The organism is Dysgonomonas sp. 216 (assembly GCF_010501065.1).
Lineage (GTDB): Bacteria > Bacteroidota > Bacteroidia > Bacteroidales > Dysgonomonadaceae > QVMM01.
In genome coordinates this window covers 25,339-49,999 of the sequence record NZ_QVMM01000009.1, presented here as the reverse complement: position 1 = coordinate 49,999, position 24,661 = coordinate 25,339, and the positions used below count along the sequence as shown (strand labels likewise).

Below are 24,661 nucleotides of genomic sequence, written 5' to 3'. Positions count from 1 at the left end.
AACAATAAAGGCTTCCGTAACAGGAAGCCTTTATTCATATAATAAAATGACAAGACAAATTCTTGTCTGTTTTTTTTAATTCAATTTGCCCGGGCTTAGCAATACTACCTTAAAGTTGAAAGTAGGGGGAGGCGTGGTATTCATGTAATCGTCCCAATAATAATAGAAACAGATAGTTTGTTCCATATCATACGAAATATCATAATCTATTATTGCTCCATTATTTGCATAATGCCTCAATTGATGTTGTGTTTCATCTTCATCATACTTACCGTAAAAAGTATAAGCTAAGATTGCACCATAGTCATACGCTTTTTCTGAAATTTCGGACACCGGTATCACACAATAATATTTATGTATATCAGAATTCCATTTCCACTTGTACTTCTCGCCCGAACTGGAATCTCCAACGGTTAGGAATACAATATCCCAATAGGTACTCGGATCTTCGTAATAATGCTCGTGCAGCTCAGTTATATCATCTCCACATGAGTTTAATGATAAAAAACCTGTCAAGGTTAAAGCAATAATTGCAAATTGTTGTAGTCTCTTTTTCATATGTTATTAGTTTTGTATAAAACTTAAGACAAATAAAAAGGCAAAAAGTTTAATTAGCCTCCTTTAATAAAAAGTTTTTAAATGCCGAAAAATCAACAGGAAGCTCAATACTTTTTTTCTCACCTTTCATAAAAGCTTGTAGCTTAGCCGGTATTTCTACTTTTCGGGAGAGAATAGATTCAACCGTATCAAGAAACTTTGTTGGATGCGCTGTTTCCAAAAACACTCCTGTTTCATCGGTTCTCAAACCATCTTCCAATGCCGCATACCCGCAAGCCCCATGAGGATCGAGAATATATCCGGTACGGTCGTATGTGTATTTAACAATGTTTTGGATAGCTTCATCCCGATAGGTATAGCCTTCTATCTCGTTTGTTATAGCTTCATGCGAATGATTATATAAATCGAGTATACGCGCAAAGTTACTAGGATCGCCAACATCCATGGCATTAGCCAATGTTTGAACAGATGGACGAGGGTTGTATTCTCCGGTTTCGAGGTATTCAAAAAACACGTCGTTCGCATTATTTGCAGCAATAAAGTGCTCGATAGGCAATCCCATACGTTTGGCAATTAATCCGGCTGTAAGATTACCAAAGTTTCCGCTAGGTACACAAACAACTACTTTATTAGCTTTACCCTGCTTTTTCAATTGCGCATAAGCATAAAAATAATAGAATGCCTGTGGCAAAAAACGAGCTACATTAATTGAGTTTGCCGATGTTAAATTCAGTGCCTTGTTTAAATCATCATCCATAAATGCAGATTTAACCAAAGCCTGACAATCGTCGAATGTCCCATCTATTTCGAGCGATGTAATGTTTTGTCCCAAGGTTGTAAACTGGCATTCTTGTATAGCGCTGACTTTTCCCTTCGGATATAGAACATAAACATGTATACCCTCTACACCTAAAAATCCGTTAGCAACGGCACTGCCTGTATCGCCCGAAGTAGCAACAAGAACCTTTACATCCTTTTGCCCCTGTTTTTTAATGAAGTAGCCTAACAAACGAGCCATAAAACGGGCTCCTACATCTTTAAAAGCAAGCGTAGGGCCATGAAAAAGCTCCAAACTGTAAATATTTTTATCGACATGTACTAATGGCACGTCAAAATTCAGTGTATCGTATACTATTTTTTTCAGCGTATCGGCTTCTATATCTTCACCAAAAAACGCATCGGCTACAACATAAGCTATTTCCTGAAAGCTCATGTCCTCAATATTATCAAAGAACGACTGAGGTAATTGCTTTATCTTTTCGGGCATATAAAGTCCCTTATCAGGAGCCAACCCTTTCACTACTGCTTCCTGAAGGCTTGCTTCGGGTGCTTGTTTATTAGTACTGTAGTATTTCATTATTTTAGGATATTATTGTTTCTTTAAAAAAGTTTCCATAAACTCAGGACCTTTCAGCATTCCGTAAGCTCCTTTTGCCGATTCAAATTCATCGTACATCTGCACAGAATCGCCTTCGGCATCGGGCCTGTATATAATAAACGGAACAGGTTTATTGGTATGTGTTTTTATGGCGCACGGAGTAGGATGATCGGGTAATATGGCAATAGCAACAGGCTCGTCCCAATCTTTTGTAGCCTCGTATATGGTTTTAACAACCCGCTGATCGAGATACTCTATTGTTTTAGTTTTAAGTTCGTAATCGCCTTCGTGACCGGCTTCATCGCTGGCCTCGATATGCAAATAAACAAAATCATCGTTCTTTAATGCGTCGATTGCAGCCTGAGCCTTTCCTTCGTAATTGGTATCGTATAAGCCTGTCGCACCCTCTACATGAATGAGCTTTAACCCCGCATAAACACCTATACCCATTATAAGATCGACGGCCGAAATTACCGAACCGCTCTTTATACCATATAGCTGTTGTAAAGTTTCCATTTGCGGACGATAGCCCGGCGACCAAGGCCAGATACTATTTGCAGGATCTTTCCCTTCTGCTATACGTTTCAGGTTTACGGGATGATTTTTTAAAAGCTCCTGCGATTTTATTATCAGATTATTCAGATAAGCGGCTGTTTCTTCCGCATCTTCTGTTGTAGCCTTAATCATCACATCTTTGAACGGTGTACCCATTACATCGTGTGGAGCAGTACAATCGAGGTTTTTATTTCCACCTTTCAGTTTTAACAAATGACGATACGATACGCCCGGATACAGGCTCACTTCCCCATCGTTCAGTTCCTTATCCAGAAATGTTATTAATTCGGTTGCTTCTTCTGTAGATATATGTCCTGCCGAATGGTTTTTTATCTTACCATCTTCAATACAGATAATATTGCAGCGCATAGCCATTTCTCCCGGTTCAATATCTACGCCTATGCTTGCCGCTTCGAGCGAACCACGCCCCTCGAATACTTTAGGTACATCGTACCCTAAAACCGAAAGGTTTGCAATTTCGCTACCCGGTTTAAACCCCTCTGGAATAGTATCAAGCAAACCGTTTTTGCCTTTTGCTGCTAACATATCGATATAGGGCTTTTTAGCAACTTGTAGAGGCGTTTTACCTCCTAATGCTTCGATAGGCTCATCGGCCATGCCATCGCCTAGTATTATTATATATTTCATTTATAATTTGTTGAACAAGTTAATAAAATAAGTAGTCTGTTTTTTAGCGGATATTCGCTATGCTTATTATATCGGCAAATACACCTGCAGCCGTCACACTTGCTCCGGCGCCGTATCCTTTAATACTCATTGGCATATTGTACCGCTCGGTCGTTATTTGCACTATATTGTTACTGCCTTCCAAATCGTAGAAAGGATGCGTAAACTCTACTTCCTGCAAGCCAACCTCGCATTTTCCGTTCTCGTATTTTGCAACAAAACGCAGGCGCTTTTTCTCGCTCTCAAGCTTTTGTCTGCGAGCCTCGAAATCGGCATCCAATTCGCCAATAGTAGACCAAAAAACATCCAATGTTCCATCGAAGTACTTTTGAGGAACAAACAAGTTTTTCGTAACATCTTTTTGCTCTACCTCATGCCCTGCCTCGCGTGTAAGTATTACCAATTTGCGAACAACATCCATACCACTCAGGTCTATTCTTGGATCGGGCTCGGCAAAACCAGCCTCCTTAGCCATCAGTATAGCTTTACTGAACGGAATATCCTTGCTTATTGTATTAAATATATAATTAAGCGTCCCCGAAAGCACAGCTTCGAGCTTTATAATTTTATCGCCTGAATTTATCAGCGAATTCATTGTATTGATGATTGGAAGCCCTGCACCCACATTGGTTTCGAACAAGAACTTCACATTACGATCGCGCGATATATTTTTCAGTTTTGTGTAATTGTCATAATCCGAAGAGGCTGCTATTTTATTTGCAGTAACCACCGAAATACTTTTCGACATAAGCCCTTCGTACAATCCTGCAACTTGCTCATTTGCTGTGCAATCGACAAATACAGCATTAAAGATATTCATGTCCAAAATCTGATCTTGCAATATACTTGGAGAACTGTCAATGCCATCTTTATCGAGCATTTGCCTGTAGTTATTCAAATCTATTCCTTCTCTTTGGAACAATGCTTTTCGACTACTTGCTATGCCCACTACATTCAGTTTCAAGGCAAACTGTTCCATCAATTTTGGTTGTTGCTGCTTTATCTGATCTATTAAATTGCCCCCAACAACCCCAATGCCTACAATAAACAGGTTAAGCACTTTATAGTTGGAAAGGAAAAATGAATCGTGAATGGAGTTCAGCGCCTTCCGCAGAGACTGATTCTTTATAACAAAAGAAATGTTTACTTCCGATGCACCCTGAGCACATGCCACAACACTAATGCCTCCACGCCCGAGCGTATCGAACAATTTCCCTGCAATTCCGGGAGTGTATTTCATATTCTCTCCAACAATAGATACTGTTGCCAGATCGCGTTCGAGCAATACCCTGTTTATGCTACCCAATGTTATTTCGCGGGCAAACTCGTCTTCAAGAACTTTTACCGCCAAATCGGCATCTTCGGAACGGACACCTATCGAAGTACTGTTTTCGGAAGAAGCCTGCGACACAAGGAAAACACTTATGCCGTTATTTGCCAATGCGCTGAATATTCGGTAATTAACGCCTATTATCCCTACCATTCCCAAGCCTTGTACGGTGATAAGGCAGGTATCAGGAATAGAGGATATACCTTTTATCAGCGATTTTCCTTTTCTACTGCCTCCATCGTGCGATATATATGTGCCCGAAGCCGTAGGGTTAAATGTATTTTTAATCCTTATCGGGATATTCTTATGATAAACGGGGAATATTGTAGGCGGATAAATTATTTTAGCACCAAAATTACAAAGTTCGGTTGCTTCGGTAAATGTAAGGTTATCTATAACATACGCGCCATTAATAACTTTAGGATCGGCCGACATAAAGCCATCCACATCCGTCCATATTTCGAGCTCGTCGGCATCGAGTGCCGAAGCAAATATGGCGGCAGTATAATCCGATCCTCCACGTCCGAGGTTGGTTATTTCCCCTTTAGTTTTACAACTTGAGATAAAACCCGACACCAACACTTTGCCTCCCGAAGTAGCATAGGCATTCTTTATCAGACTGCCCGACAGCTCCAAATCGGGGATATGTTTTCCGAAATTCGTATCTGTTTTTATCAGTTGTGTAGCATCTAACAACCTGAAATCGGAGAACACATAATTTAATATCAGCGTAGATAAACGTTCTCCGTAACTTACTATTTTATCCGATGTGCGTGCCGAAAGATCGTTTATTAGATAAACTCCTTTAAATATATTCTGAAGTTCTTCTAACAACGTCCCGACTTTCTGAGTTAGTTCGGTTCTTACACTACTCTCAAAAGGCAAGTCGGATATAATATTATAATGATAATCTACAACAAGGTCGAACAAGCCTTCGTATGCGGCATCGCCCGATGCTGCCATCTCCGATGTTTTGAGCAGCTTGTCCGTTATTCCTCCGAAAGCTGAAATAACCAACACTACCGAGCCTTTTTCGGCATCGACTATCTTCTTTACATTTAAAATATTGGTAGAGGAACCTAACGATGTTCCTCCAAATTTCATTACTTTCATTGGTTGTTATTGGTTTTCTTTTCTGTTTTACTTATTCAATTGCAACTCGGGAGTCTCAAATACCATCTGGAATGCACCCGGCTTCTGTTCGAGCGACGAGCCCTTTTTCAGTGAAGAATCTAAACGACTGCTTTTCACTGTTGTTGTATAGGCATTGTTACCGGTTATTATATCGATAGCCATTTTCAGCATAATCTCGTTATCTTTATCACCTATAGGGTACAACATATCATCGTTATCCAGAGCATTCAAAATCTCGTCTATAGCTACATCTGGTTCGAATCCGGTATTATAATCCGATTCATTATTTGCATTGTATGTTCTGACAACTATAGGCTGTAAGCCCCATTTATTGTAAGATTTGTTTTCTTCATAAAACGTTATAGAACCTACATTTTTACCATAAGTTACGTCTCCAATCAAAAACACATCCATATAAGGCCTTAATCCGTTTATAATTAACTCACTTGCCGAAGCTGTGTTAGCAGATGTCAGAATATACAGTTTGCCTATTTTGTCTCCTAAGCGGGGAATATTGTAAGTTGTATTCGAAATTGTAAAATTATCTACAAAACTGTCATAAAAGAATTTATCACCCTCTTTCTCCTGATAATAGGCTGTTACGGTTGGATTATACTTTTTTATATTGAATTTCTTCTCCGTACTACGGTCAGGTACAAGCGCACTGGCCAATCGTACAGTACTGGTAATAATTCCACCTGTATTATAACGTAAATCCAGAACTAAGTCTGTAATATTATCATTATAAAACTCTGTCAGAACATTATTCAAGGCTATATCATAAGCACCTCGGTTATCTCCTTTATCTACAGCAAAAAAGTTATACATAAGATAACCTATTTTTTTACCGTCAACATCATATGTGTTTGAGTAATATACAGGATTCTCGGCATAATTTTGCTCTACAGTAACGATTATAGTTCTCGTTTCATCCGTTGCCGGATTTAACACTTTCAGCTCATACTCCGACTTTCCTGCCCTCAGCAACGATGCGTAATTGTCTTTGGTAATCGCTACCCCGTCTACAGTAGATATCTTATCTCCTCTTCGCAGGCCTTTAGCATACGCATCGGTATTTGGTTTTACGTAACACACCCAATAATCTATCGCATTCGAGTTTTTTCGGTAAGCGGCAAGATACTCAAAACCAACATCGGTAGGCGTTACCCCATTCAATGCATTCAACAAATCGACATAGTTTTTCTGTATCCACGAAAAACGGTCGCCCTCAGGATTGGTTTGTTTATTATATGTATATAGTAACGATTTAAAAAAGCTTTCGGGATCTTTCGTTGTATCCGGATTTGCAGGCATTTTATCATCCCAATAATACCATGCATCCATAATTTCGTATATCCAGTTATTTACATAATCATGAACTGGATCAAAATCATCGTCATTATTGGAACACGACACAAACAAAAAAGCAAATAAGGTTACAGTTAGAATGTAAAGTTGTCTGTTAAGTTTCATATTTATATATTTAATATGCATAATATTGTCTATTTGATTATATGTTTACAAAAATAAATCTTTAATCTGTTACTACAAAATAAGTTCCCCTTTACCTTGTCGTATTATTTCGGGTTCAGCCTCTGTACAGTTCACAATAGTAGAAGGGCTTATGTCTCCATATCCTCCATCAATCATCGCATCAATCTGATGGTTGTATTTTTCATAAATTAATTCTGGGTCGGTTGTGTATTCCAACACCTCATCGTCATCTTTTATCGAAGTAGTCATAATGGGGTTTCCCAAGTTGCGGACAAGCTCACGAATAATATTATTATCGGGGATACGTACACCTACCGTCTTTCGGTTTTTATATATCTTCGGCAACACGCTTGTTGTATTCAGAATAAAAGTAAACGGACCCGGAAGATTTCTTTTCATCAGTTTGAATATATTATTATCCATTCTGGCATATTCGCTTACATCACTCAGATCGTAACAGATAATAGACAAATTGCTGCGTTGCGGATTAATGCCTTTCAGTTTACATATCTGCTCCACGGCACGCACATTTAATGCATCGCAACCCATAGCATAAACCGTATCGGTAGGATAAATAACCAAACCACCATCGCGCAGAATCTTAACTATGCGATCAATCTCTTTTTGGCTGGGGTTTTCAGGATATATTTTCACTAACATATTCAAACAATCTTAAGCATTTATACAGGACAGAATACAAATATAACTGTTTTTAATTACAAGCTGTTACGGGCAATAATATTAAATCGGTATCGGGAAAAATAAACCGGATATACTAAATATTATCACATTTTTTCGGAAAAGGTATTGTTTAGTAAAAAATAATAAATGCATTTGCCGTATACTAATACACTATTACACTATACAACATATATAATATCACTATGGCAACACTTGAAAAAATCAGCTTCAAATACAAAAAGAAACAAGTATTTGAAAATTTCGACCTTACTATCGACAAAGGAAAAGTATACGGGCTGTTAGGCAAAAATGGCGCCGGCAAGTCTACACTCCTCTATCTTATGACCGGATTGTTAACATCGAAGTCGGGAAAAATAGAGTATGACAAAAAAAACGTAAAACATCGTTTACCTTCATCTCTAAATGAAATGTTCATCGTTCCCGAAGAATTTATCCTTCCCGATATATCGTTAAAAAAATACGTAAAGATAAACTCTGTATTTTATCCCAACTTCAGCAACGAGCAATTAAAGAAGAACCTCGAATGCTTCGATATGGATCCCGATGTAAATTTGCAGGCCTTATCGATGGGACAAAAGAAAAAAATATTTATGAGTTTTGCTTTAGCCACCAACACCTCTCTGCTTGTTATGGACGAGCCGACAAACGGGCTCGATATTCCGGGGAAAAGCCAGTTCCGTAAATTTATTGCATCGGGAATGACAGACGATAAAACCATACTTATCTCAACCCATCAGGTTAAAGATGTAGATAACTTACTGGAACAGATAATCATACTCGACGAAAACAAAATATTGATGAACACATCTGCTACATCTATCTGCAAAAAGTTACGTTTTGTAGAGAGCAGCAACAACATACTGAAAGAAGACGCCCTATATGCCGCACCTTCAATTCAGGGATTTAACCTGATATTACCAAATAATAACGACGAAGAAACACCACTCAATCTCGAATTATTATTTAATGCAATGTTAGAAAATCCCAATAAATTAACCGACTATTTAAAATAATACGACTATGAGTAACAATAACTTTTTCAGCATAAAACGCTTCGGCTTTCTTCTTTGCAAAGACGCACAGGAGAACATGAAAAAATATTTGCTGTACATGCTTGCAATATACGGAGTACTCACTCTTATTTTTATATGGAACTCAACCACAGTTTATCATATAGAATATAAGTCTGCCACAGAACTTCAATTTTATGCTGCACAACTAAATATCGACTTGATACGATATGCCATTATACTGTTTTTTGTGTTTGGATTTATCGCAGCAGCACAGGCAATGAACCCGATAAATAATAAGGTAAAGCGCATCTCATACTTAATGTTGCCTGCATCATCATTCGAAAAATATTTATCGCGGTGGGTTACATTCACCTTAGGATTCATAATTATTTTTTCGGCAATATTCTTACTAAGTGATGCAACAAGAGTGCTATTTTGCTCGGTGCGTTACCCCGATATAAATATTCCGTTTATAAAGTTTAGCAATTTAATATCATCAGAATTCGGATATAGTAACGAGATACCCACTCTCTTCACTAATTGGTATCATGTGTTTATAATAATCTGTTCTTATTTCTACTTCCAATCATTATTTATTCTGGGTACTACATTCTGGCCTAAAAACTCACTGGTAAAAACCTTTGCTGCCGGAACAGCTATTTTTATAGCGTATTGTCTTATTTGCTACTTTGTAACTTCAGCTTTGTTTAGCGGCGAAGAGGGCACAAAAGAGTTTTCATCAGCAATGAATGCATGCACAGGAAACATGATGCCTAAAAATCTATCACTAATCTTCTTATGCATATTCTCTCTTTTCAATTGGGTATTAGCATACTTCCGGTTTAAAGAATCGGAAATAATAAAACGATGGTAACATGGATTTTAAAGAAAACAAAGCAATATACTTACAAATAGCAGAGCGTATTTGTGACGAGATTTTACTCGATAAACACCCCGAAACCGAACGCATTCCGTCGGTACGCGAATATGCCTCGATAGTAGAAGTGAACTTCAACACGGTTATGCGCTCGTTCGAAAGTTTGCAATCGCAAGAAATTATCTATAACAAAAGAGGTATCGGTTATTTTGTTGCCGATGGAGCAAAAAACAGGATAAAGGAAATGCGTAAAAACAACTTTTTGAAAAGCGACATTAACGACTTTTTCAAACAAATATATACACTTGACATTACAATGGAAGATGTAATGAAAATGTATGAAGAATATAAAAAGAATCAATAAATAATACAAAATATGAGAACTACATCTAAAATATTCCTGGGAGTTATTGGTGGGATTATAGCTGTAACAATAGCCTTTATAATATATTTACGGATTGCGGATCATAGTATACCAAAATATGATTTTGGGTTGAACAACAATCCCGTCAACATGGAAATAGCTCCTTACAAAGTTGTTTTATTGGATTATGAAACACAACAGAACAATCAACATTACCTGAAAGGATGTTTATTTATTGAACCGGCAGCAAAAACGAATAATAAAAAGGAAATTACATATTCGAAAAAGTTACAGCCATATGTCAACATAAAAAACTCGAACGATACTCTTATTATTAAGCTAAACCTTGACAGATTGTATGAAGATCATAATATTAAGTCAAATTTGTTTGTTGAAAAAATGGACCTTAAGTTATCCGCCGATTCGTCAATCAATATAATCAGTAATGTTTACGGATTAGGTGCTAACTTAAAGAATATAGTTACAGATGATGTTAATATAAAAATGACAGGCTCAATAAATATCGAAAACTGTAGTATTAAGAAAATAACACCTGAAATAAAACGAAACAATAGTTTTAGCATAAAAAAATCAAAAGTTGACACATTAAATATCGATCTTGACGCTCTTGACTGGTGGGAAGTTAAAGATTGCGACATACAAGTCGAAGTTCTTACAAGCTCAAGACATAAGAGCGTATATTTTCCCAAATCGGAAGCCAGAGAACTTTATTGGAATCCTAAAAATAAAGATGCCAGATTAAACATCGAACTCAAAGCCGATTCGGCAATTGTACATTATCGCCAACAGTAATATTTTTCATGATAGTAACACCAAGTATGGGTCGATAGCAATTATCGGCCTTTGCTATTTTATAATAAGATACAGATATAAAACTGTCAGGTTTTTTGTAAATTGCAACAGCAAATCAAAGAAATTGGGAGAATGACCACCGAAGAAAAATATATGCGACGTTGTTTGCAACTCGCCGAAAACGGCAGAGGATATGTCAGCCCTAACCCTATGGTAGGAGCTGTTATTGTACACAACAACAAAATAATAGGAGAAGGTTTTCACAGAGAATACGGGAAGCCACACGCCGAGGTAAACGCAATAAACAGTGTAAAAGATAAGTCGCTTTTGCGCGAATCTGTAATTTATGTATCGCTCGAACCCTGCTCACATTATGGCAAAACGCCACCTTGCTCGCAACTAATAATAGACTCGGGAATACCGAAAGTAGTTGTAGCAACGACCGACCCTTACCCCGAAGTTTCGGGACGAGGAATAAGGATGCTACAAAACGCAGGAATTGAAGTAATAACAGGGGTTCTTGAACACGAAGCCCGCTTGCTTAATAAGGAATTCATTTCGGCACAAGTGAAAAAACGCCCTTATATCTATCTGAAATGGGCACAGACCGAAGACGGCTTTATTGACAAATTACGAACAGAAAACAGCCTGCACACTCCTACCCCAATATCAAACGAATTTACACGTATGCTCGTGCATAAGCTACGTTCGGAAGTTGCCGCAATTATGATAGGAACAAATACAGCGATTAACGACAACCCTTCGCTTACAACCCGCTATTGGTATGGAAAAAATCCTATCCGTATTGTTCTCGACAGGCTAGGACGAATACCTAAAGATTATAAAATATTTGACAATAGTATCCGGACATTGATCTTTACCGAAAGTCTTCCTGACAACCAACCAAGCGAGATAAATGTCACTTATGTAGAAATACCGTTCGACAAGCATCTTTTACCTACTTTGTTGAGCAAATTAAACGAACTGAAAATAGACTCGCTACTGGTTGAAGGGGGCAGCCTGCTACTCAATAGTTTTATCAATGCCCAACTATGGGATGAAGCATTTATCGAAATTGCCGACAAACAATTTGGAAGTGGAGTTCCCGCACCCGAGCTAAAAGGACATGTGAAAAACGAAAGAATATTTAAAGGCTCGAAACAAAAACATCTGATTCGGGAAATTAATTTGTAATTTTGCATTTTCGGTTGAATTACTGAGTATTATACTCCCTTGTTTTATCTATATAGAAAACGGGACGACAAAATAAACATCGGACACTATTAACTGTTATAAAAAACAGATAAAAACTGTAAGGTTTGTCAGGTTTTCGAAAAATCGCATGATTTAAGGCATTAGGATAACAAGCTAATTCTACATCGATAGAATTTCGGGATAAAGCCTCGCAAATACAATTGGAATAGTTTCAATATTTAGAATACTAACAGTTTACATAAAACATTCAAAAGTAAAAAAAGCTGTCAGATATGTAAGGTTTTTCAAACAACAGACTTTAAACAGCTTTTAAACGGCATCGTTATTCTAGACAAATAGAATAACTAAGTTTTTAATAAAAATAAGAATTACAGTATATGTCGAAAGTATTTTTTCCGCCCGAGTGGTATTCGCAAAGTGCAATACAACTGACATGGCCTCACGAATTTTCGGACTGGGCATATATGCTCGAAGAAATCTCGGCTTGTTTTGTTAATATTGCACAGGAAATTCTGAAACGTCAGAAACTTATTATTGTTTGCCATAACTCGCCTTTAGTAAAATTTTTATTAGGCGACGGTTTCGACAAGTCGAACCTGATACTTGTCGAAATTCCATCGAACGACACATGGGCACGCGACCATGGCTCAATATCGGTTCTGATTGAAGACAAACCCGTTTTATACGATTTCACATTCAACGGTTGGGGAATGAAATTTGCCGCAAATTCCGACAATTTAATAAACAGGGAATTATTCAAAATGAATTGTTTTGCACCCGAAGTACAATTAATAAATAAAAAAGATTTTGTGCTGGAAGGCGGTTCTCTCGAAACCGACGGAAAAGGAACATTATTAACCACCTCGGAGTGCCTGCTTTCGCCCAACAGAAATTCATATCTCGACAAAGGCGGAGTGGAAGAATACCTGAAAAAATCATTTGGTTTAAACCGTGTGCTTTGGGTCGATTACGGATATCTGGCCGGAGACGATACCGACAGCCATATCGACACACTTGCCCGCTTTTGCGACGAGCGCACCATTGCATACGTAAAATGTGACGACCCAACGGACGAACATCACGGTGCATTATCAAAAATGGAAGAACAACTGCGATCGTTTACCGATTTCGAAGGAAAACCATACAACCTGATTCCGCTCCCTATGGCTAACAAAGTAATGGAAGACGGAGAGCGATTACCCGCCACTTATGCTAATTTTCTGATAATAAACGGGGCTGTGTTAGTACCTACTTACAAAAGCAATAAAGACAAACCGGCATTGGAGCAAATACAAAAAGCTTTCCCCGACAGAGAGATTATCGGAATAAATTGTTTGCCTATTATAAAACAACACGGATCGTTACACTGTGTAACAATGCAGTATCCCGAAAACTACGTAAAATAAAAGATCAGATATAATGAAAATAGGAATCGTTCAACAAAAAAATGCATCCGAAACAAGCGTCAATATAAACAAGCTGAAAGAAAACATAAAAGCTGTAGCTGCACAAGGAGCCGAATTAGTTGTTTTACAGGAGCTGCACAATTCGCTTTACTTTTGTCAGGTTGAAGATCCTGATATTTTTGATTTAGCGGAAACTATACCCGGAAAATCGACTGACGAATTTGGAGCATTGGCCAAAGAATTGGGCATAGTATTGGTTCTTTCGCTGTTCGAACGCCGCGCACCCGGTTTATACCATAATACAGCGGTAGTTATTGAAAAAAACGGCAGTATTGCTGGCAAATACCGTAAAATGCATATCCCCGACGATCCGGCTTATTACGAGAAGTTTTACTTTACACCCGGCGATTTGGGTTTTCGGCCAATCGAAACATCAGTCGGAAAATTGGGAGTATTGGTTTGCTGGGATCAATGGTATCCCGAAGCTGCACGTCTGATGGCATTGGCAGGAGCCGACCTGTTGATATATCCAACAGCAATAGGTTGGGAATCGACCGATTCGGACGAAGAGAAACAACGCCAGCTGGGCGCATGGGTTATATCGCAACGAGGACATGCGGTGGCAAATGGCCTGCATGTGGTGTCGGTAAACCGTACCGGTTACGAACCCGATCCGTCAGCACAAACAAACGGCATTCAGTTTTGGGGCAACAGCTTTGTAGCAGGTCCGCAAGGCGAACTTCTTTGGCAAGGCAGCAACTCGGACGAAGAGACACAGGTAGTAGAAATAAATATGAAACGGTCGGAAGAGGTACGCCGCATGTGGCCATTCTTTCGCGACAGGCGCATCGATGCTTTTGACGAGTTGACAAAACGATTCAGAGATTGAACCGAAGTGTTTATTATATAAACCAATAACTTGTCAATTATAAAAAAATATCTATCTTTGCACCGCTTTGCGTAATCTCTGACGGGACAAGCCCGTGTATATTGCGTAGAATCACAATAATAGCTATTAAAAAAGATGGATTTAATTAAGATTGCAGAACAAGCATTTGCCACAGGGAAAGAGCATCCTAAATTTAAAAGTGGTGATACTGTAACAGTCGCTTACCGTATTAAAGAAGGTAACAAAGAACGCGTTCAGCAATATCGTGGTGTTGTTATTAAAATAGGAGGACACGGCGATAAAAAACGTTTCACTGTTCGTAAAATGTCTGATAACATTGGTGTAGAGAGAATTTTTCCTCTTGAATCTCCATTTATCGACAGCATCACTGTAAACAAAGTTGGTAAAGTTCGTAGAGCTAAATTGTATTACCTTCGTGCTCTTACAGGTAAAAAAGCAAGAATCAAAGAAAAAAGAGTTGCTACTACTAGCAAATAATTTTCTTGAGAGAGCCGAAAGGCTTTGCAGAAGAGAAAAAGAGGCTATCCATTACGGGTGGCCTTTTTCTTTGGCAGGCAGTAAGTTTATACCAATGGGTCTACATCAAACTGGATAAGTACCGACTTGAAATCGGGCTGCGAAAACAGATATTCTTTATAATACTTAATAGCATCCCTTACCTTTTGCGGCGATGCCTGAATCTCCACTTTCAGAAGTATATTTCTTATATACAACGATTGCACACGGGCAACAGGCGGCTTTGTTGGCCCCAAAACATTTTCGCCGAACGATTCTCTCAGTATTTGCGCAAAATGGCGTGAAGCCTCTTCAAGCACACGCTCGTCCCTTGCTTTCAACACAACAGATATAAGCCTGTAAAAAGGAGGATAGCGAAACAATTGACGTTCGGCTATCTGTGTATCATAAAAATTTTCATAGTCATTATTTACCACATCCTTTATTATAGGATGCTGCGGATTAGCCGTTTGCAGCAAAACAAGCCCACGCGCATTCTTTCGTCCCGCACGTCCGCTAACCTGTGTCATAAGCTGAAATGCCTTTTCGTGCGCCCTGAAATCGGGATAGTTCAACAAACCATCAGCGTTTAATATACCAACCACGGTTACATTGTCAAAATCCAATCCTTTCGATACCATTTGAGTACCGATAAGCACATTCGTTTTCCCCGATTCAAAATCGGATATAATATGCTCGTAAGCCCTCTTTGTGCGTGTTGTATCCAAATCCATCCGTGCAATCGAAGCATCAGGAAATACTTCGCCAACTTCCTCCGCAATACGTTCTGTTCCATATCCTACAACATCCAATGTAGGTGTTTCGCAATTCGGGCACACATCAGGTATACGGTAAGTTGCACCGCAATAGTGACACACCATAACACCCTGCCCTTTGTGATAGGTAAGACTCACATCGCAATGATCGCAATACTTTGTCCACGAGCAGACCTTACATTCAATAAGCGGAGCAAATCCCCTACGGTTCTGAAACAATATAGCCTGCTTGCCGTCGGAAAAAGCAATCTTCATTTTATCTATTAGGGGAGGCGACAAAACAGATTTCATTTGTTTGCGCCGTTTTAATTCTTTTGTGTTAACGGGTACAATTTCGGGAAGTTCAATTTCATCGTGCCGTTTAGTCAGGGTAACTAAACCGAATTTTCCGTTCCGTGCATTGTAGTAAGTTTCGACAGACGGAGTTGCTGTACCAAGCAAAACCTTACACTTGTGTATATTAGCTAACACAATAGCTGCATTACGAGCATTATAACGAGGTGCAGGGTCTTGTTGCTTATAAGAACTTTCGTGTTCTTCGTCAACTATTATGAGGCTCAGATCGGAAAAAGGCAAAAATATAGCAGAACGCGCTCCTAAAACAACCCTTCCCTCCCCCTGAGAGACAAGTGTTGTCCACGTTTCGGCACGTTCATTATCGTTAAATTTTGAGTGATAGACCGACAATTTGTTTCCGAATACAGATTTTAAACGTTCCGTAATTTGTGTAGTCAAGGCTATTTCGGGCAATAAATACAATACTTGTTGCCCACGGGCAATAGCTTCGGCTATCATGCGGATGTAAATTTCTGTTTTTCCGCTCGATGTTACACCATGGAGCAATACTACAGATTTGTTGTTAAACAAAGATTGTATTTTGTTGTATGCCTCCTGCTGATGAGCATTCAATGTATTCGATGCTTCAGGATTAGCCTGTCCGTAGTTGAAACGACTGATTTCTTCCTGCGTTTGCTTTAATATCTTACGGTCGACCAATGCATCTATTATGGCAGAAGCAATGCCTGTTTTATCAGACAGTTCTTTTTTATCTATGCTAAACAACTTTATATCCGAAGCCTCTTCTCTGATTCGGAGAAATTCCATCAAAAGTTGTTGCTGCTTCTTTGCACGCTGCAGTATGTCAATAAAAAGATGAAGCTCGCGTTCCGAAAAATCCTTAGCTAAGGAAATAACATTCCTCTTTTTCGATATATAGTTATTCCTTATATCTTCGCTTATCTCTATTGCTCCTTTGTCGACAAGCGACTTCACATAAGGTATAATGTTGCTTATTTTAAGCTGTTTTTCCAACTCCGATATTTTAACCGCCTCATTATCGGGCAAGGCATAATATACCTTTAGCTCGGTAGGGGTAAATTCGGATTTCTTCTCAAACCCATCAATCTTAGCAATCAGAGTTTCGCTCTCCAGTTTAAGAGCCGACGGCAAAGCAGCCTTATACACATCGCCAATGCTACACATATAGTACGACGATACCCAGTTCCAAAATTCGAGCTGGGTTGAAAAAACAATCGGCTCCCTGTCGAGAACCGATATTATTTCCTTTATTCCTTCTTTAGGTTCACCTTCGTAAACATTGACTACTATTGCCGTGTAATACTTCCTTTTACCAAACTGTACAATAACCCTGCATCCTTGTTTCACATCGTCCGGATTATCCTGAACCGTATACGTAAACAACGAATCGAGGGGAAGAGGCAGAATTACATCAACAAATAGTGCCATTATTTAAAAAAGTACGTAAGATTCAAAGACCAAGTCTTATCATTGATTTTAGTCAAATCACCCAAACCGGGTTTATCATCGGCATAGTCGTCTGTTAGCTTATAACGGAACTGCAAGCCTATATCAAAGCTTTTAAAGAGTTGTACGCCTCCACCAAAATTCAAGCCCATCTTAAAATTCCTCGACTTGAAGTCGTCAGATGCTTTTTTTACATTACCTCCGCTAAGTTTCACTTCACCATAAGGTCCTGCATTAAAGAACACGCCTACCAGACCCAAAACCGAAAAGCGCTTTTTCAGGTTAAGCGGAATACTCAGATAGTGATAATCAGAGATATCGTAATCTGCATTCACTTTATCTGTTACCTTATATTTGTGTAGCCCATATAAAAGGGAAAGATCGGCGCCCAAACCTATAAACGGGATCGAAGCCTCCATTTTAGGTCCTAAATAAAATCCCAGACGGTTTCTTGTATTAAGGATATCCGAATTTATTTTGTGATCGATAATATCAACTCCTGCCTGAGCCCCAAACCTTATTTGAGAAAAAGACGGAACCGACAATAATGAGAAGAATGCGACAAGCAAACTTACTTTCCAGATTTTTTCAGATGTTCTCATAATTTATAATACTTTTAAGTTACCTATTCTAACAATTTGAAGAACCTATTTGTTGTGCTAAGTCGATAATTATTTAACTATGGGAAAATTACAATAGTCCTACAATCTCCTTTTACTTCAATTGTTGTCTGCGTTCAAAGATAAGGATTCTTTTCGTAAAAACGAATAAGCCTTATCTTTTACTATAACTCACTTACAACACCATCTGTACACAAAAAAAGCAGCATGAAGATTCATACTGCTTTTTCTTGTATCTTTATCCGGTAGTGTTATTCTTCAATCACGAATACAACAACACGGTTCCATGCGTTAATATCAAATGGCTGTATACGGTCGCCTTCCCAGTTAATAGATATTCTTGATGGAGTAACTCCATATCTTTCAACAAGAGCCTTAGATACTGCTTTCGCACGTCTTTCCGACAGTCTCATGTTATATGCAGGATAACCTGTTTTGCGGTCAGCATAACCTGTTAATACCACATTCACATCAGGATGATTGTTCAGATATGCTACTGCTTTTTCTATTTTATGCCATTCCGAAGCATCGATAATAGATTTATCTATACGGAAGAATACTGGATCTGGTAAGAATTTAGTTTCTTTCATATTATTAGTAGCTCCTACCGAAGTCACAGGATCAGGACAAGCAGGACAGTCAGGACATGGTTTAGCCTGTTGAGCTAAAATTCTTAAACGAGTAATCTCATCATTAAGGTCTTTAATCATATCGTAGCTTGCAGGTTGTGCAACCTCCCAAGTGCTCTTACCAATTTTATAAGTAAATCCGGCTGTTGTTTGAGCAACAATATCCATACTACGACTTCCTCCTAAATGACCATCATAATCATCCGGATATAATGAAATATTACCTTCTAAATTAAAATCCCATTTTTTTCCTAATCTAAATTTAAGGTTCACCCCTCCATTTGCTCCAATTACATCATAAGCCTCATAACCCCAGCTTGGGAATAAATGAGAATATGCAATTCCTCCAAAAGGAGTAATATCGAATGCACGTTTAGGGTTGTAATCTCCTATCAGGGTCAATAAATCGAACATGAAGTTCATATTTAAAGCAGCATATTTTATATGTTGCATATATAGCTTTCCTGTATGCCATCCATCTCCCCAGAAATAACCGTTACTGCTAAGCCCAATCTGTCCATTGTCTAATGTATAGCCTCTGCGAACCCACTGTGGGTCCCATGTTGCGAAATTAGCATCTGCAGTCGTCGGATAACCAGGCCTTCCGGCATAACCCGCTCCCTGGTAGTGATCGCTTCCACTGTTCCATTTGCGGTATGTCCCCGATTCTCCATCATTGAACCCATGCAACGATCCTCCGGTTATTTGCACTCTTAACCCCCATATAGGCGAGAAATATTTACCAATAGTAATAGATGGTGCATAAGTTAAACGGTCGGTAAAATTGGCTTTATCATCATCTTCAGCGATAATAGTCTGAACACCACTACCAAATGTTATATACCATGTGTCTTTAAACCGATTTTTAACCCAGCTGGTTTTGTAAGCGTTGTGTAGTACCTCCTGTGTCTCTGCACCCTCTAGTTCTAAACTTACAGAAGACGATTCTTCTTGTGCAAGAATATATGAAAGGTTACAAGATAGCATCACCAAGATAGCCAGTAAAGTTTTTTGATTCATATTATTATAATTAACAAAAGTTACTTATTCAGGGAGCAAATATACAATATTTTTCATTCCCAAAACACAAATTTACAACAATTTTCTTAGTGTTAAGCTTTTGCGTTCTCTAAATTCGCTATATTATCTTCATAATATTGTTATTTTTGCAAAAAAAACATATGCAACATGCCATAATCATAACAGCTTATAAGAATATTGAACATTTAATAAAGATAGCCACCTTCTTCAACTACGACAATTTTAAGATATACATACATATAGATCGGAAAAGCAAAGTGTCTGCCTCCGACACCGAAAAGCTTTCTCAAATAAAAAGCATCGAACTGATTTCTCAAAAGTACAAGATAAATTGGGGAGGCATAAACCATTTAAAAGCAATATTACATCTATCGGAAGAGGCTTTAAAAGACTCTTCGAACGAGTATATTCATCTAATTACGGGACACGATTACCCTATAAAAAGCTGTAAAAACATAGATTCTTTTATCTATAATAATAAAGGCAAAGAGTTTATGGAAGTTCAAAAATTGCCTTACGAACGATGGCCACATGGAGGATTAGACAGAATTGAACAATATAATTTCTACGACTATCTAAATGGACGAAGCGGATTTGGCAGAGTATTTATTGCCCTGACAAAAAAACTGCAAACTTTAATCAAATTTAAAAGGAAATTACCAAAATGGTTTCCTCCTTTATATGGAGGATCGACCTATTGGACGCTTAGCAGCGAGTGTGTAAAATATGTTTTACAACACACAAACTCAAATCCGGCATATTTAGCACGCTTCAAGTATTCTTTTTGTTCCGAAGAAATATTTTTTCAGACATTAATTATGGATTCTCCTTTTAAGCACAATGTAGTTAACAACAATCTTCGTTTTATTTTTTGGAAAGAGCGAAATGGAAATTTTCCGGCAAATTTAGACGATTCCGACTTTGAATCGCTTATAAATTCAGATGCTTTATTCGCCCGAAAGTTTGAATACCCTGTATCTCAAAGCCTTTTAAACGAAGTAGACAACTACTTAAAAGGCAAACAATAGTTAACAATCGCAGGGATTATAATTCTCTAACTTTTTGTATATTTGTAATCCTATATATTTTGGATACCCTATGGATAATTATATTGTTTCGGCACGAAAATACCGACCAAGCACTTTTCGCTCAGTTGTCGGGCAACGCTCGCTCACAACAACTCTTAAAAATGCAATAGCATCGAATAAGCTGGCTCATGCTTATTTATTTTGTGGGCCAAGAGGAGTTGGAAAAACCACATGTGCCCGGATATTCGCTAAAACAATAAATTGTCTGGAGCCAACACCCGAAAAAGAGGCTTGCAATAAATGCGAATCGTGTCAGGCATTTAACGAACAACGCTCGTTGAATATTCACGAACTTGATGCCGCATCCAATAATTCGGTCGATGATATTCGCTCATTAATAGATCAGGTGCGTATTCCGCCCCAAATAGGCAAATACAAAGTGTATATTATCGACGAGGTGCACATGCTGTCGTCGGCTGCATTCAATGCTTTCCTCAAAACATTAGAAGAGCCGCCTCACCACGCCATCTTCATTTTGGCCACAACCGAAAAACATAAAATATTACCTACTATATTATCGCGATGCCAGATATACGATTTTAGCAGAATAAGCATTACCGACATAGTAGAACATTTACATTATGTAGCCGAAAACGAAGGTGTAACTACCGACCCCGAAGCCTTAAATATCCTTGCGCAAAAAGCAGATGGAGGCATGCGGGATGCATTATCAATATTCGATCAGGTAGTAAGCTTTACCGGTGGCAATATCACATATAAATCTGTTATCGAGAATCTTAATGTTCTGGATTATGAATATTATTTCAAATTAACAGAAAGCATTTTAGCCCAAAATGTTACAGACTCGCTGTTAACTCTCAACGATATTTTAAACCGAGGATTTGATGGACACAACGTTATAACAGGTATTGCATCTCATTTCAGGGATTTACTTTTATGTAAAGACGCCAAAACAGCTGAATTATTCGAAGTCGGAGCATCGATTCGATCACGCTACACCGAAATTGCACAAAAATGTAGCAACCATTTTTTGTACAAAGCAATAGAAATAGTAAACGATTGTGATCTTAATTACAGATTAAGCCGAAACAAACGACTATTATCAGATCTTACATTAATAAAACTTTGTCAATTATCAGATCAACCGACACAAAGCGGTGAAGAAAAAAAAAACTCAGTAATTAATCCAATTCACACACAACAGTCGTCCACGCCTGTTTCTCAACCCATAGCATCCAATCAAACCAAACCCATAACAAATATATCTCCCAAACCCGAACCCCAGGTTACTAAAACTCCGGAAATAAAGTCGCCACCGATATCCTCTCAAAAGGTACAGACAAAAATGCCCGGCAGCTTAGGAATATCGATATCGGCTATTACTGAAGAAAAGAAAGAGGAGGTTTCTTCGACTGAAAACGACCAATCCGTAATATTGGAAGAATCTTTTACACCGTTGGAACTTATCAATGAATGGAAATCATATACTGAATCGGATGCCATAGGAGACGATCATCACTTAAAAAACACAATGATAAATTGTTTACCCAGCCTCTTAAATCGAGATCTTTTCGAAGTTGTAGTAAACAATCAGCTACAAGAACAAAAGTTAAATGATTCGGCATTCACAATACTAACATTCCTTAGAAACAGATTAAAAAATTCGCATATTCGTATGGAAGTACGAATCTCTGTTGACAATGAAAAGAAATTAGCATTTACGGCTAAAGAAAAATTTGACTTGATGGCCGAACAGAACCAAAATCTTCTGCGATTAAAGGACGAATTTGGCTTGGAAGAAAATTAATGCTCTATTTTTTTCAAAAAAAAAGACACATTTTATTTTGGATATAAAAAAAAAGCAATATCTTTGCATCGCATTTGAGAAATAATGCAACCCATAAAGGGGCGTTTAGCTCAGTTGGTTCAGAGCATCTGCCTTACAAGCAGAGGGTCGGCGGTTCGAATCCGTCAACGCCCACTTGAAAATCAAAGACTTACAGTAAATTGTAAGTCTTTTTTTGTGTTTATAATAATGGTTTTTTGATAAAAGTTAAACCAAGAATTAAACCGTAAAATCATGGTTAATATCTTGTGTTACAAATCGAAAACATTAGCAAATGGAGAACATCCGTTAGTAATTCGCATCTGTAAAGATGGAAAGAAGAAATATAAAAGTTTAGGAATATCCGTAAATCCTAAATTCTGGGACTTCGAAAAGGAACGCCCCAAAGCAAACTGCCCAAATAGAGAATTAATTTTGAAAATCATTTTAGAGAAAGAAAATGAGTATCAAAAACAGATTCTTGAATTTAAGTCCGAAGATAAAGACTTTACAGCATCCACACTATTAGACGCAAAGACGAATAAAATTATCTACAAAACCGTTTCTGAATTTTATATTGAATATATTGATTATCTAAAGTCAATAGGTAAAATTGGAACGGCTAAAAACTATCGAGATTCTTTCAACTCCTTAAAACGTTTTACCAACAACAAATTAGACATTTATTTCAATGAAATAACTTTGCAATGGTTGAATAAATATGAAAAATGGCTTAGAGACAGTCAATGCAAAGAAACTTCAATAAGTGTATTTTTCAGAACGTTACGAAGTGTATTTAATAAAGCAATCGCCAATAAGAACGCTAAAGCAGAATCCTACCCTTTTAAAGAATTTAAAATATCTAAGTTTGATACAACAACGGAAAAACGTGCTATTCCTAAAGAATCCAATAAGCAAATAATGAATGTTGACCTTGATTCTAATAATAAATATATGCAACTAAGTAAAGATTTGTATGTATTTAGTTATCTGTGTGGTGGAATCAATTTTACCGATATTGCAAATTTGCAACACAGTAATATATCAGAGGGCAAATTATCTTATATTAGGCAAAAAACAGGAAAGAAAATCACAATTCCAATCGGCACAGAAGCTATACAAATAGTAAATAGCTATTTGAAAGAGGGTGTTTGTTCTGACGATTATATTTTTCCTATTCTTGATAAAACTATACATATAACAGAGCTACAAAAATATAATCGTAAGCATAAGGTTTTGGAACATATAAATAAGTGTTTGAAAATCATATCAGCCAAAGCAGGAATAAATGCGAATCTTACTACCTATGTTGCAAGACACTCGTTTGCTAGTGTCTTAAAATGTTCTGGTGTTAATATTGCATTGATTAGTGAAACATTAGGACATTCCGATTTAAAGACAACACAGATTTATTTAGATAGCTTTGAAAATAGTCAGATTGATGAAGCTATGAAGAATTTGTTATAGAGATGATGAATATGGAGGAGGATATTTTTGAGAAAAGTATATTTTACATACTTCGCTAAATTTTATTCTCTTCTATTTTCTAGCTTAAAAGAATTAACAGTTATCTTTGAGTAAAATGAAATTGCAATGAAAAAATATTCAGCAAATAAAGAATTAGAAGATATACTCTTAAAATTCGGATTTATTGAGACTACAGATAAACGAGATCAATTAAAAGGGAAAAAAGAATTTCGTTTAAGCAAATATGGTCAAAAAAGAATCTATTTTGATTATATAAACATAATAGTAATTCAAAAGTTTCATATGTATTCTCTTGGAACAAGTATAACTCTTGATAATATTGTCATTATTTTGTTATACTTTACTCTAAAATCAAATGATCAAAAAGAATTGTTCTATGATGGTAGTTTTACCTTGGACAATGCAGCTAATCACTTAAATTCAATCAAAAAAGAGTATGCAGATTTAGAGAAGTATAATTTACACAGACCAAGAAGAGAAAAGCTTAAGAGAATTATCGAGAAATCAGAAGAGCTTAGAAATAAAATATTATGACACT

21 protein-coding genes and 1 tRNA gene are annotated in these 24,661 nt (G+C 37.5%); 13 read left to right on the top strand and 9 right to left on the bottom strand.

Going from position 1 to position 24,661, the window contains the following annotated elements:
- Positions 1-75 precede the first annotated feature (75 nt).
- The 6 genes from D0T53_RS06975 to D0T53_RS06950 all read right to left on the bottom strand — a co-directional run bounded on the left by D0T53_RS06975 (position 76) and on the right by D0T53_RS06950 (position 7,796).
- A complete protein-coding gene (locus D0T53_RS06975; RefSeq protein WP_163265732.1) occupies positions 76-558 on the bottom strand; it encodes a hypothetical protein in 483 nt (160 codons plus the stop codon).
- 49 nt (positions 559-607) lie between these two features.
- Positions 608-1,915: a threonine synthase gene (gene thrC / locus D0T53_RS06970; protein ID WP_163265730.1), complete on the bottom strand. Its 1,308-nt coding sequence runs from the start codon at positions 1,913-1,915 to the stop codon at positions 608-610.
- Positions 1,916-1,927: 12 nt separating this feature from the next.
- Positions 1,928-3,139, bottom strand: coding sequence for a cofactor-independent phosphoglycerate mutase (locus tag D0T53_RS06965; protein WP_163265728.1), 1,212 nt, complete (start codon positions 3,137-3,139; stop codon positions 1,928-1,930).
- A gap of 43 nt (positions 3,140-3,182) precedes the next feature.
- Positions 3,183-5,621 carry a bifunctional aspartate kinase/homoserine dehydrogenase I gene (gene thrA / locus D0T53_RS06960; protein ID WP_163265726.1) on the bottom strand — a complete coding sequence of 813 codons (2,439 nt, stop codon included), beginning with the start codon at positions 5,619-5,621 and terminating at the stop codon, positions 3,183-3,185.
- Positions 5,622-5,648: 27 nt separating this feature from the next.
- Entirely contained in the window at positions 5,649-7,115 is a 1,467-nt protein-coding gene (locus D0T53_RS06955) for a S41 family peptidase (protein WP_163265724.1), read from the bottom strand.
- 72 nt (positions 7,116-7,187) lie between these two features.
- A complete protein-coding gene (locus D0T53_RS06950) occupies positions 7,188-7,796 on the bottom strand; it encodes an L-threonylcarbamoyladenylate synthase (RefSeq protein ID WP_163265722.1) in 609 nt (202 codons plus the stop codon).
- 224 nt (positions 7,797-8,020) lie between these two features.
- Here D0T53_RS06950 and D0T53_RS06945 point away from each other — a divergent pair, with 224 nt between their 5' ends.
- The 8 genes from D0T53_RS06945 (at position 8,021) to rplS (ending at position 14,913) form a co-directional block, all read left to right on the top strand.
- Complete coding sequence (locus D0T53_RS06945) at positions 8,021-8,851, top strand: ATP-binding cassette domain-containing protein (protein ID WP_163265720.1); 831 nt, start codon at positions 8,021-8,023, stop codon at positions 8,849-8,851.
- A gap of 7 nt (positions 8,852-8,858) precedes the next feature.
- Positions 8,859-9,725 carry a hypothetical protein gene (locus tag D0T53_RS06940; protein WP_163265718.1) on the top strand — a complete coding sequence of 289 codons (867 nt, stop codon included), beginning with the start codon at positions 8,859-8,861 and terminating at the stop codon, positions 9,723-9,725.
- Between the two features lies 1 nt (position 9,726).
- A complete protein-coding gene (locus D0T53_RS06935; protein WP_163265716.1) occupies positions 9,727-10,092 on the top strand; it encodes a GntR family transcriptional regulator in 366 nt (121 codons plus the stop codon).
- A gap of 12 nt (positions 10,093-10,104) precedes the next feature.
- Entirely contained in the window at positions 10,105-10,905 is an 801-nt protein-coding gene (locus D0T53_RS06930) for a hypothetical protein (protein WP_163265714.1), read from the top strand.
- Positions 10,906-11,037: 132 nt separating this feature from the next.
- The gene (ribD, locus tag D0T53_RS06925) at positions 11,038-12,099 is read left to right on the top strand and encodes a bifunctional diaminohydroxyphosphoribosylaminopyrimidine deaminase/5-amino-6-(5-phosphoribosylamino)uracil reductase RibD (RefSeq protein WP_163265712.1); all 1,062 of its coding nucleotides are present in this window, start codon (positions 11,038-11,040) and stop codon (positions 12,097-12,099) included.
- 398 nt (positions 12,100-12,497) lie between these two features.
- A complete protein-coding gene (locus D0T53_RS06920; RefSeq protein ID WP_163265710.1) occupies positions 12,498-13,526 on the top strand; it encodes an agmatine deiminase family protein in 1,029 nt (342 codons plus the stop codon).
- Between the two features lie 13 nt (positions 13,527-13,539).
- Complete coding sequence (locus D0T53_RS06915; protein WP_163265708.1) at positions 13,540-14,415, top strand: carbon-nitrogen hydrolase; 876 nt, start codon at positions 13,540-13,542, stop codon at positions 14,413-14,415.
- Positions 14,416-14,550: 135 nt separating this feature from the next.
- Complete coding sequence (gene rplS, locus D0T53_RS06910; RefSeq protein ID WP_163265706.1) at positions 14,551-14,913, top strand: 50S ribosomal protein L19; 363 nt, start codon at positions 14,551-14,553, stop codon at positions 14,911-14,913.
- 86 nt (positions 14,914-14,999) lie between these two features.
- Here the strand turns inward: rplS and priA are convergent, their stop codons facing one another.
- The 3 genes from priA to D0T53_RS06895 all read right to left on the bottom strand — a co-directional run bounded on the left by priA (position 15,000) and on the right by D0T53_RS06895 (position 19,740).
- Positions 15,000-17,453 (bottom strand): primosomal protein N', encoded by a 2,454-nt coding sequence (priA, locus tag D0T53_RS06905; RefSeq protein ID WP_163265704.1) that lies wholly within the window; start codon positions 17,451-17,453, stop codon positions 15,000-15,002.
- Positions 17,453-18,073, bottom strand: coding sequence for a porin family protein (locus D0T53_RS06900; RefSeq protein WP_163265702.1), 621 nt, complete (start codon positions 18,071-18,073; stop codon positions 17,453-17,455). The genes priA and D0T53_RS06900 overlap by 1 nt, the downstream gene beginning before the upstream one ends.
- 269 nt (positions 18,074-18,342) lie before the next feature.
- Positions 18,343-19,740, bottom strand: a complete 1,398-nt coding sequence (locus D0T53_RS06895; protein WP_163265700.1) for an OmpA family protein — start codon at positions 19,738-19,740, stop codon at positions 18,343-18,345.
- A 161-nt stretch (positions 19,741-19,901) separates the two neighbouring features.
- Between D0T53_RS06895 and D0T53_RS06890 the strand changes: the two genes are divergently transcribed.
- The 5 genes from D0T53_RS06890 to D0T53_RS06870 all read left to right on the top strand — a co-directional run bounded on the left by D0T53_RS06890 (position 19,902) and on the right by D0T53_RS06870 (position 24,657).
- Positions 19,902-20,789: a beta-1,6-N-acetylglucosaminyltransferase gene (locus tag D0T53_RS06890; protein WP_163265698.1), complete on the top strand. Its 888-nt coding sequence runs from the start codon at positions 19,902-19,904 to the stop codon at positions 20,787-20,789.
- Between the two features lie 70 nt (positions 20,790-20,859).
- Entirely contained in the window at positions 20,860-22,617 is a 1,758-nt protein-coding gene (locus D0T53_RS06885; protein WP_163265696.1) for a DNA polymerase III subunit gamma/tau, read from the top strand.
- Positions 22,618-22,716: 99 nt separating this feature from the next.
- Positions 22,717-22,791: transfer RNA gene (locus tag D0T53_RS06880), tRNA-Val, on the top strand.
- Positions 22,792-22,890: 99 nt separating this feature from the next.
- Positions 22,891-24,102 (top strand): site-specific integrase, encoded by a 1,212-nt coding sequence (locus tag D0T53_RS06875; protein ID WP_163265694.1) that lies wholly within the window; start codon positions 22,891-22,893, stop codon positions 24,100-24,102.
- Between the two features lie 126 nt (positions 24,103-24,228).
- A complete protein-coding gene (locus tag D0T53_RS06870; RefSeq protein WP_163265692.1) occupies positions 24,229-24,657 on the top strand; it encodes a hypothetical protein in 429 nt (142 codons plus the stop codon).
- Positions 24,658-24,661 lie beyond the last annotated feature (4 nt).

Coding starts and splice junctions, on each gene's coding strand:
- D0T53_RS06930 (WP_163265714.1), top strand. CDS start 10,105: ATGAGAACTACATCTAAAATATTCCTGGGAGTTATTGGTGGGATTATA.
- D0T53_RS06935 (WP_163265716.1), top strand. CDS start 9,727: ATGGATTTTAAAGAAAACAAAGCAATATACTTACAAATAGCAGAGCGT.
- thrA (WP_163265726.1), bottom strand. CDS start 5,621: ATGAAAGTAATGAAATTTGGAGGAACATCGTTAGGTTCCTCTACCAAT.
- D0T53_RS06955 (WP_163265724.1), bottom strand. CDS start 7,115: ATGAAACTTAACAGACAACTTTACATTCTAACTGTAACCTTATTTGCT.
- D0T53_RS06875 (WP_163265694.1), top strand. CDS start 22,891: ATGGTTAATATCTTGTGTTACAAATCGAAAACATTAGCAAATGGAGAA.
- thrC (WP_163265730.1), bottom strand. CDS start 1,915: ATGAAATACTACAGTACTAATAAACAAGCACCCGAAGCAAGCCTTCAG.
- D0T53_RS06945 (WP_163265720.1), top strand. CDS start 8,021: ATGGCAACACTTGAAAAAATCAGCTTCAAATACAAAAAGAAACAAGTA.
- D0T53_RS06940 (WP_163265718.1), top strand. CDS start 8,859: ATGAGTAACAATAACTTTTTCAGCATAAAACGCTTCGGCTTTCTTCTT.
- rplS (WP_163265706.1), top strand. CDS start 14,551: ATGGATTTAATTAAGATTGCAGAACAAGCATTTGCCACAGGGAAAGAG.
- ribD (WP_163265712.1), top strand. CDS start 11,038: ATGACCACCGAAGAAAAATATATGCGACGTTGTTTGCAACTCGCCGAA.
- D0T53_RS06965 (WP_163265728.1), bottom strand. CDS start 3,139: ATGAAATATATAATAATACTAGGCGATGGCATGGCCGATGAGCCTATC.
- D0T53_RS06920 (WP_163265710.1), top strand. CDS start 12,498: ATGTCGAAAGTATTTTTTCCGCCCGAGTGGTATTCGCAAAGTGCAATA.
- D0T53_RS06900 (WP_163265702.1), bottom strand. CDS start 18,073: ATGAGAACATCTGAAAAAATCTGGAAAGTAAGTTTGCTTGTCGCATTC.
- D0T53_RS06890 (WP_163265698.1), top strand. CDS start 19,902: ATGCAACATGCCATAATCATAACAGCTTATAAGAATATTGAACATTTA.
- D0T53_RS06975 (WP_163265732.1), bottom strand. CDS start 558: ATGAAAAAGAGACTACAACAATTTGCAATTATTGCTTTAACCTTGACA.
- D0T53_RS06885 (WP_163265696.1), top strand. CDS start 20,860: ATGGATAATTATATTGTTTCGGCACGAAAATACCGACCAAGCACTTTT.
- priA (WP_163265704.1), bottom strand. CDS start 17,453: ATGGCACTATTTGTTGATGTAATTCTGCCTCTTCCCCTCGATTCGTTG.
- D0T53_RS06950 (WP_163265722.1), bottom strand. CDS start 7,796: ATGTTAGTGAAAATATATCCTGAAAACCCCAGCCAAAAAGAGATTGAT.
- D0T53_RS06915 (WP_163265708.1), top strand. CDS start 13,540: ATGAAAATAGGAATCGTTCAACAAAAAAATGCATCCGAAACAAGCGTC.
- D0T53_RS06895 (WP_163265700.1), bottom strand. CDS start 19,740: ATGAATCAAAAAACTTTACTGGCTATCTTGGTGATGCTATCTTGTAAC.
- D0T53_RS06870 (WP_163265692.1), top strand. CDS start 24,229: ATGAAAAAATATTCAGCAAATAAAGAATTAGAAGATATACTCTTAAAA.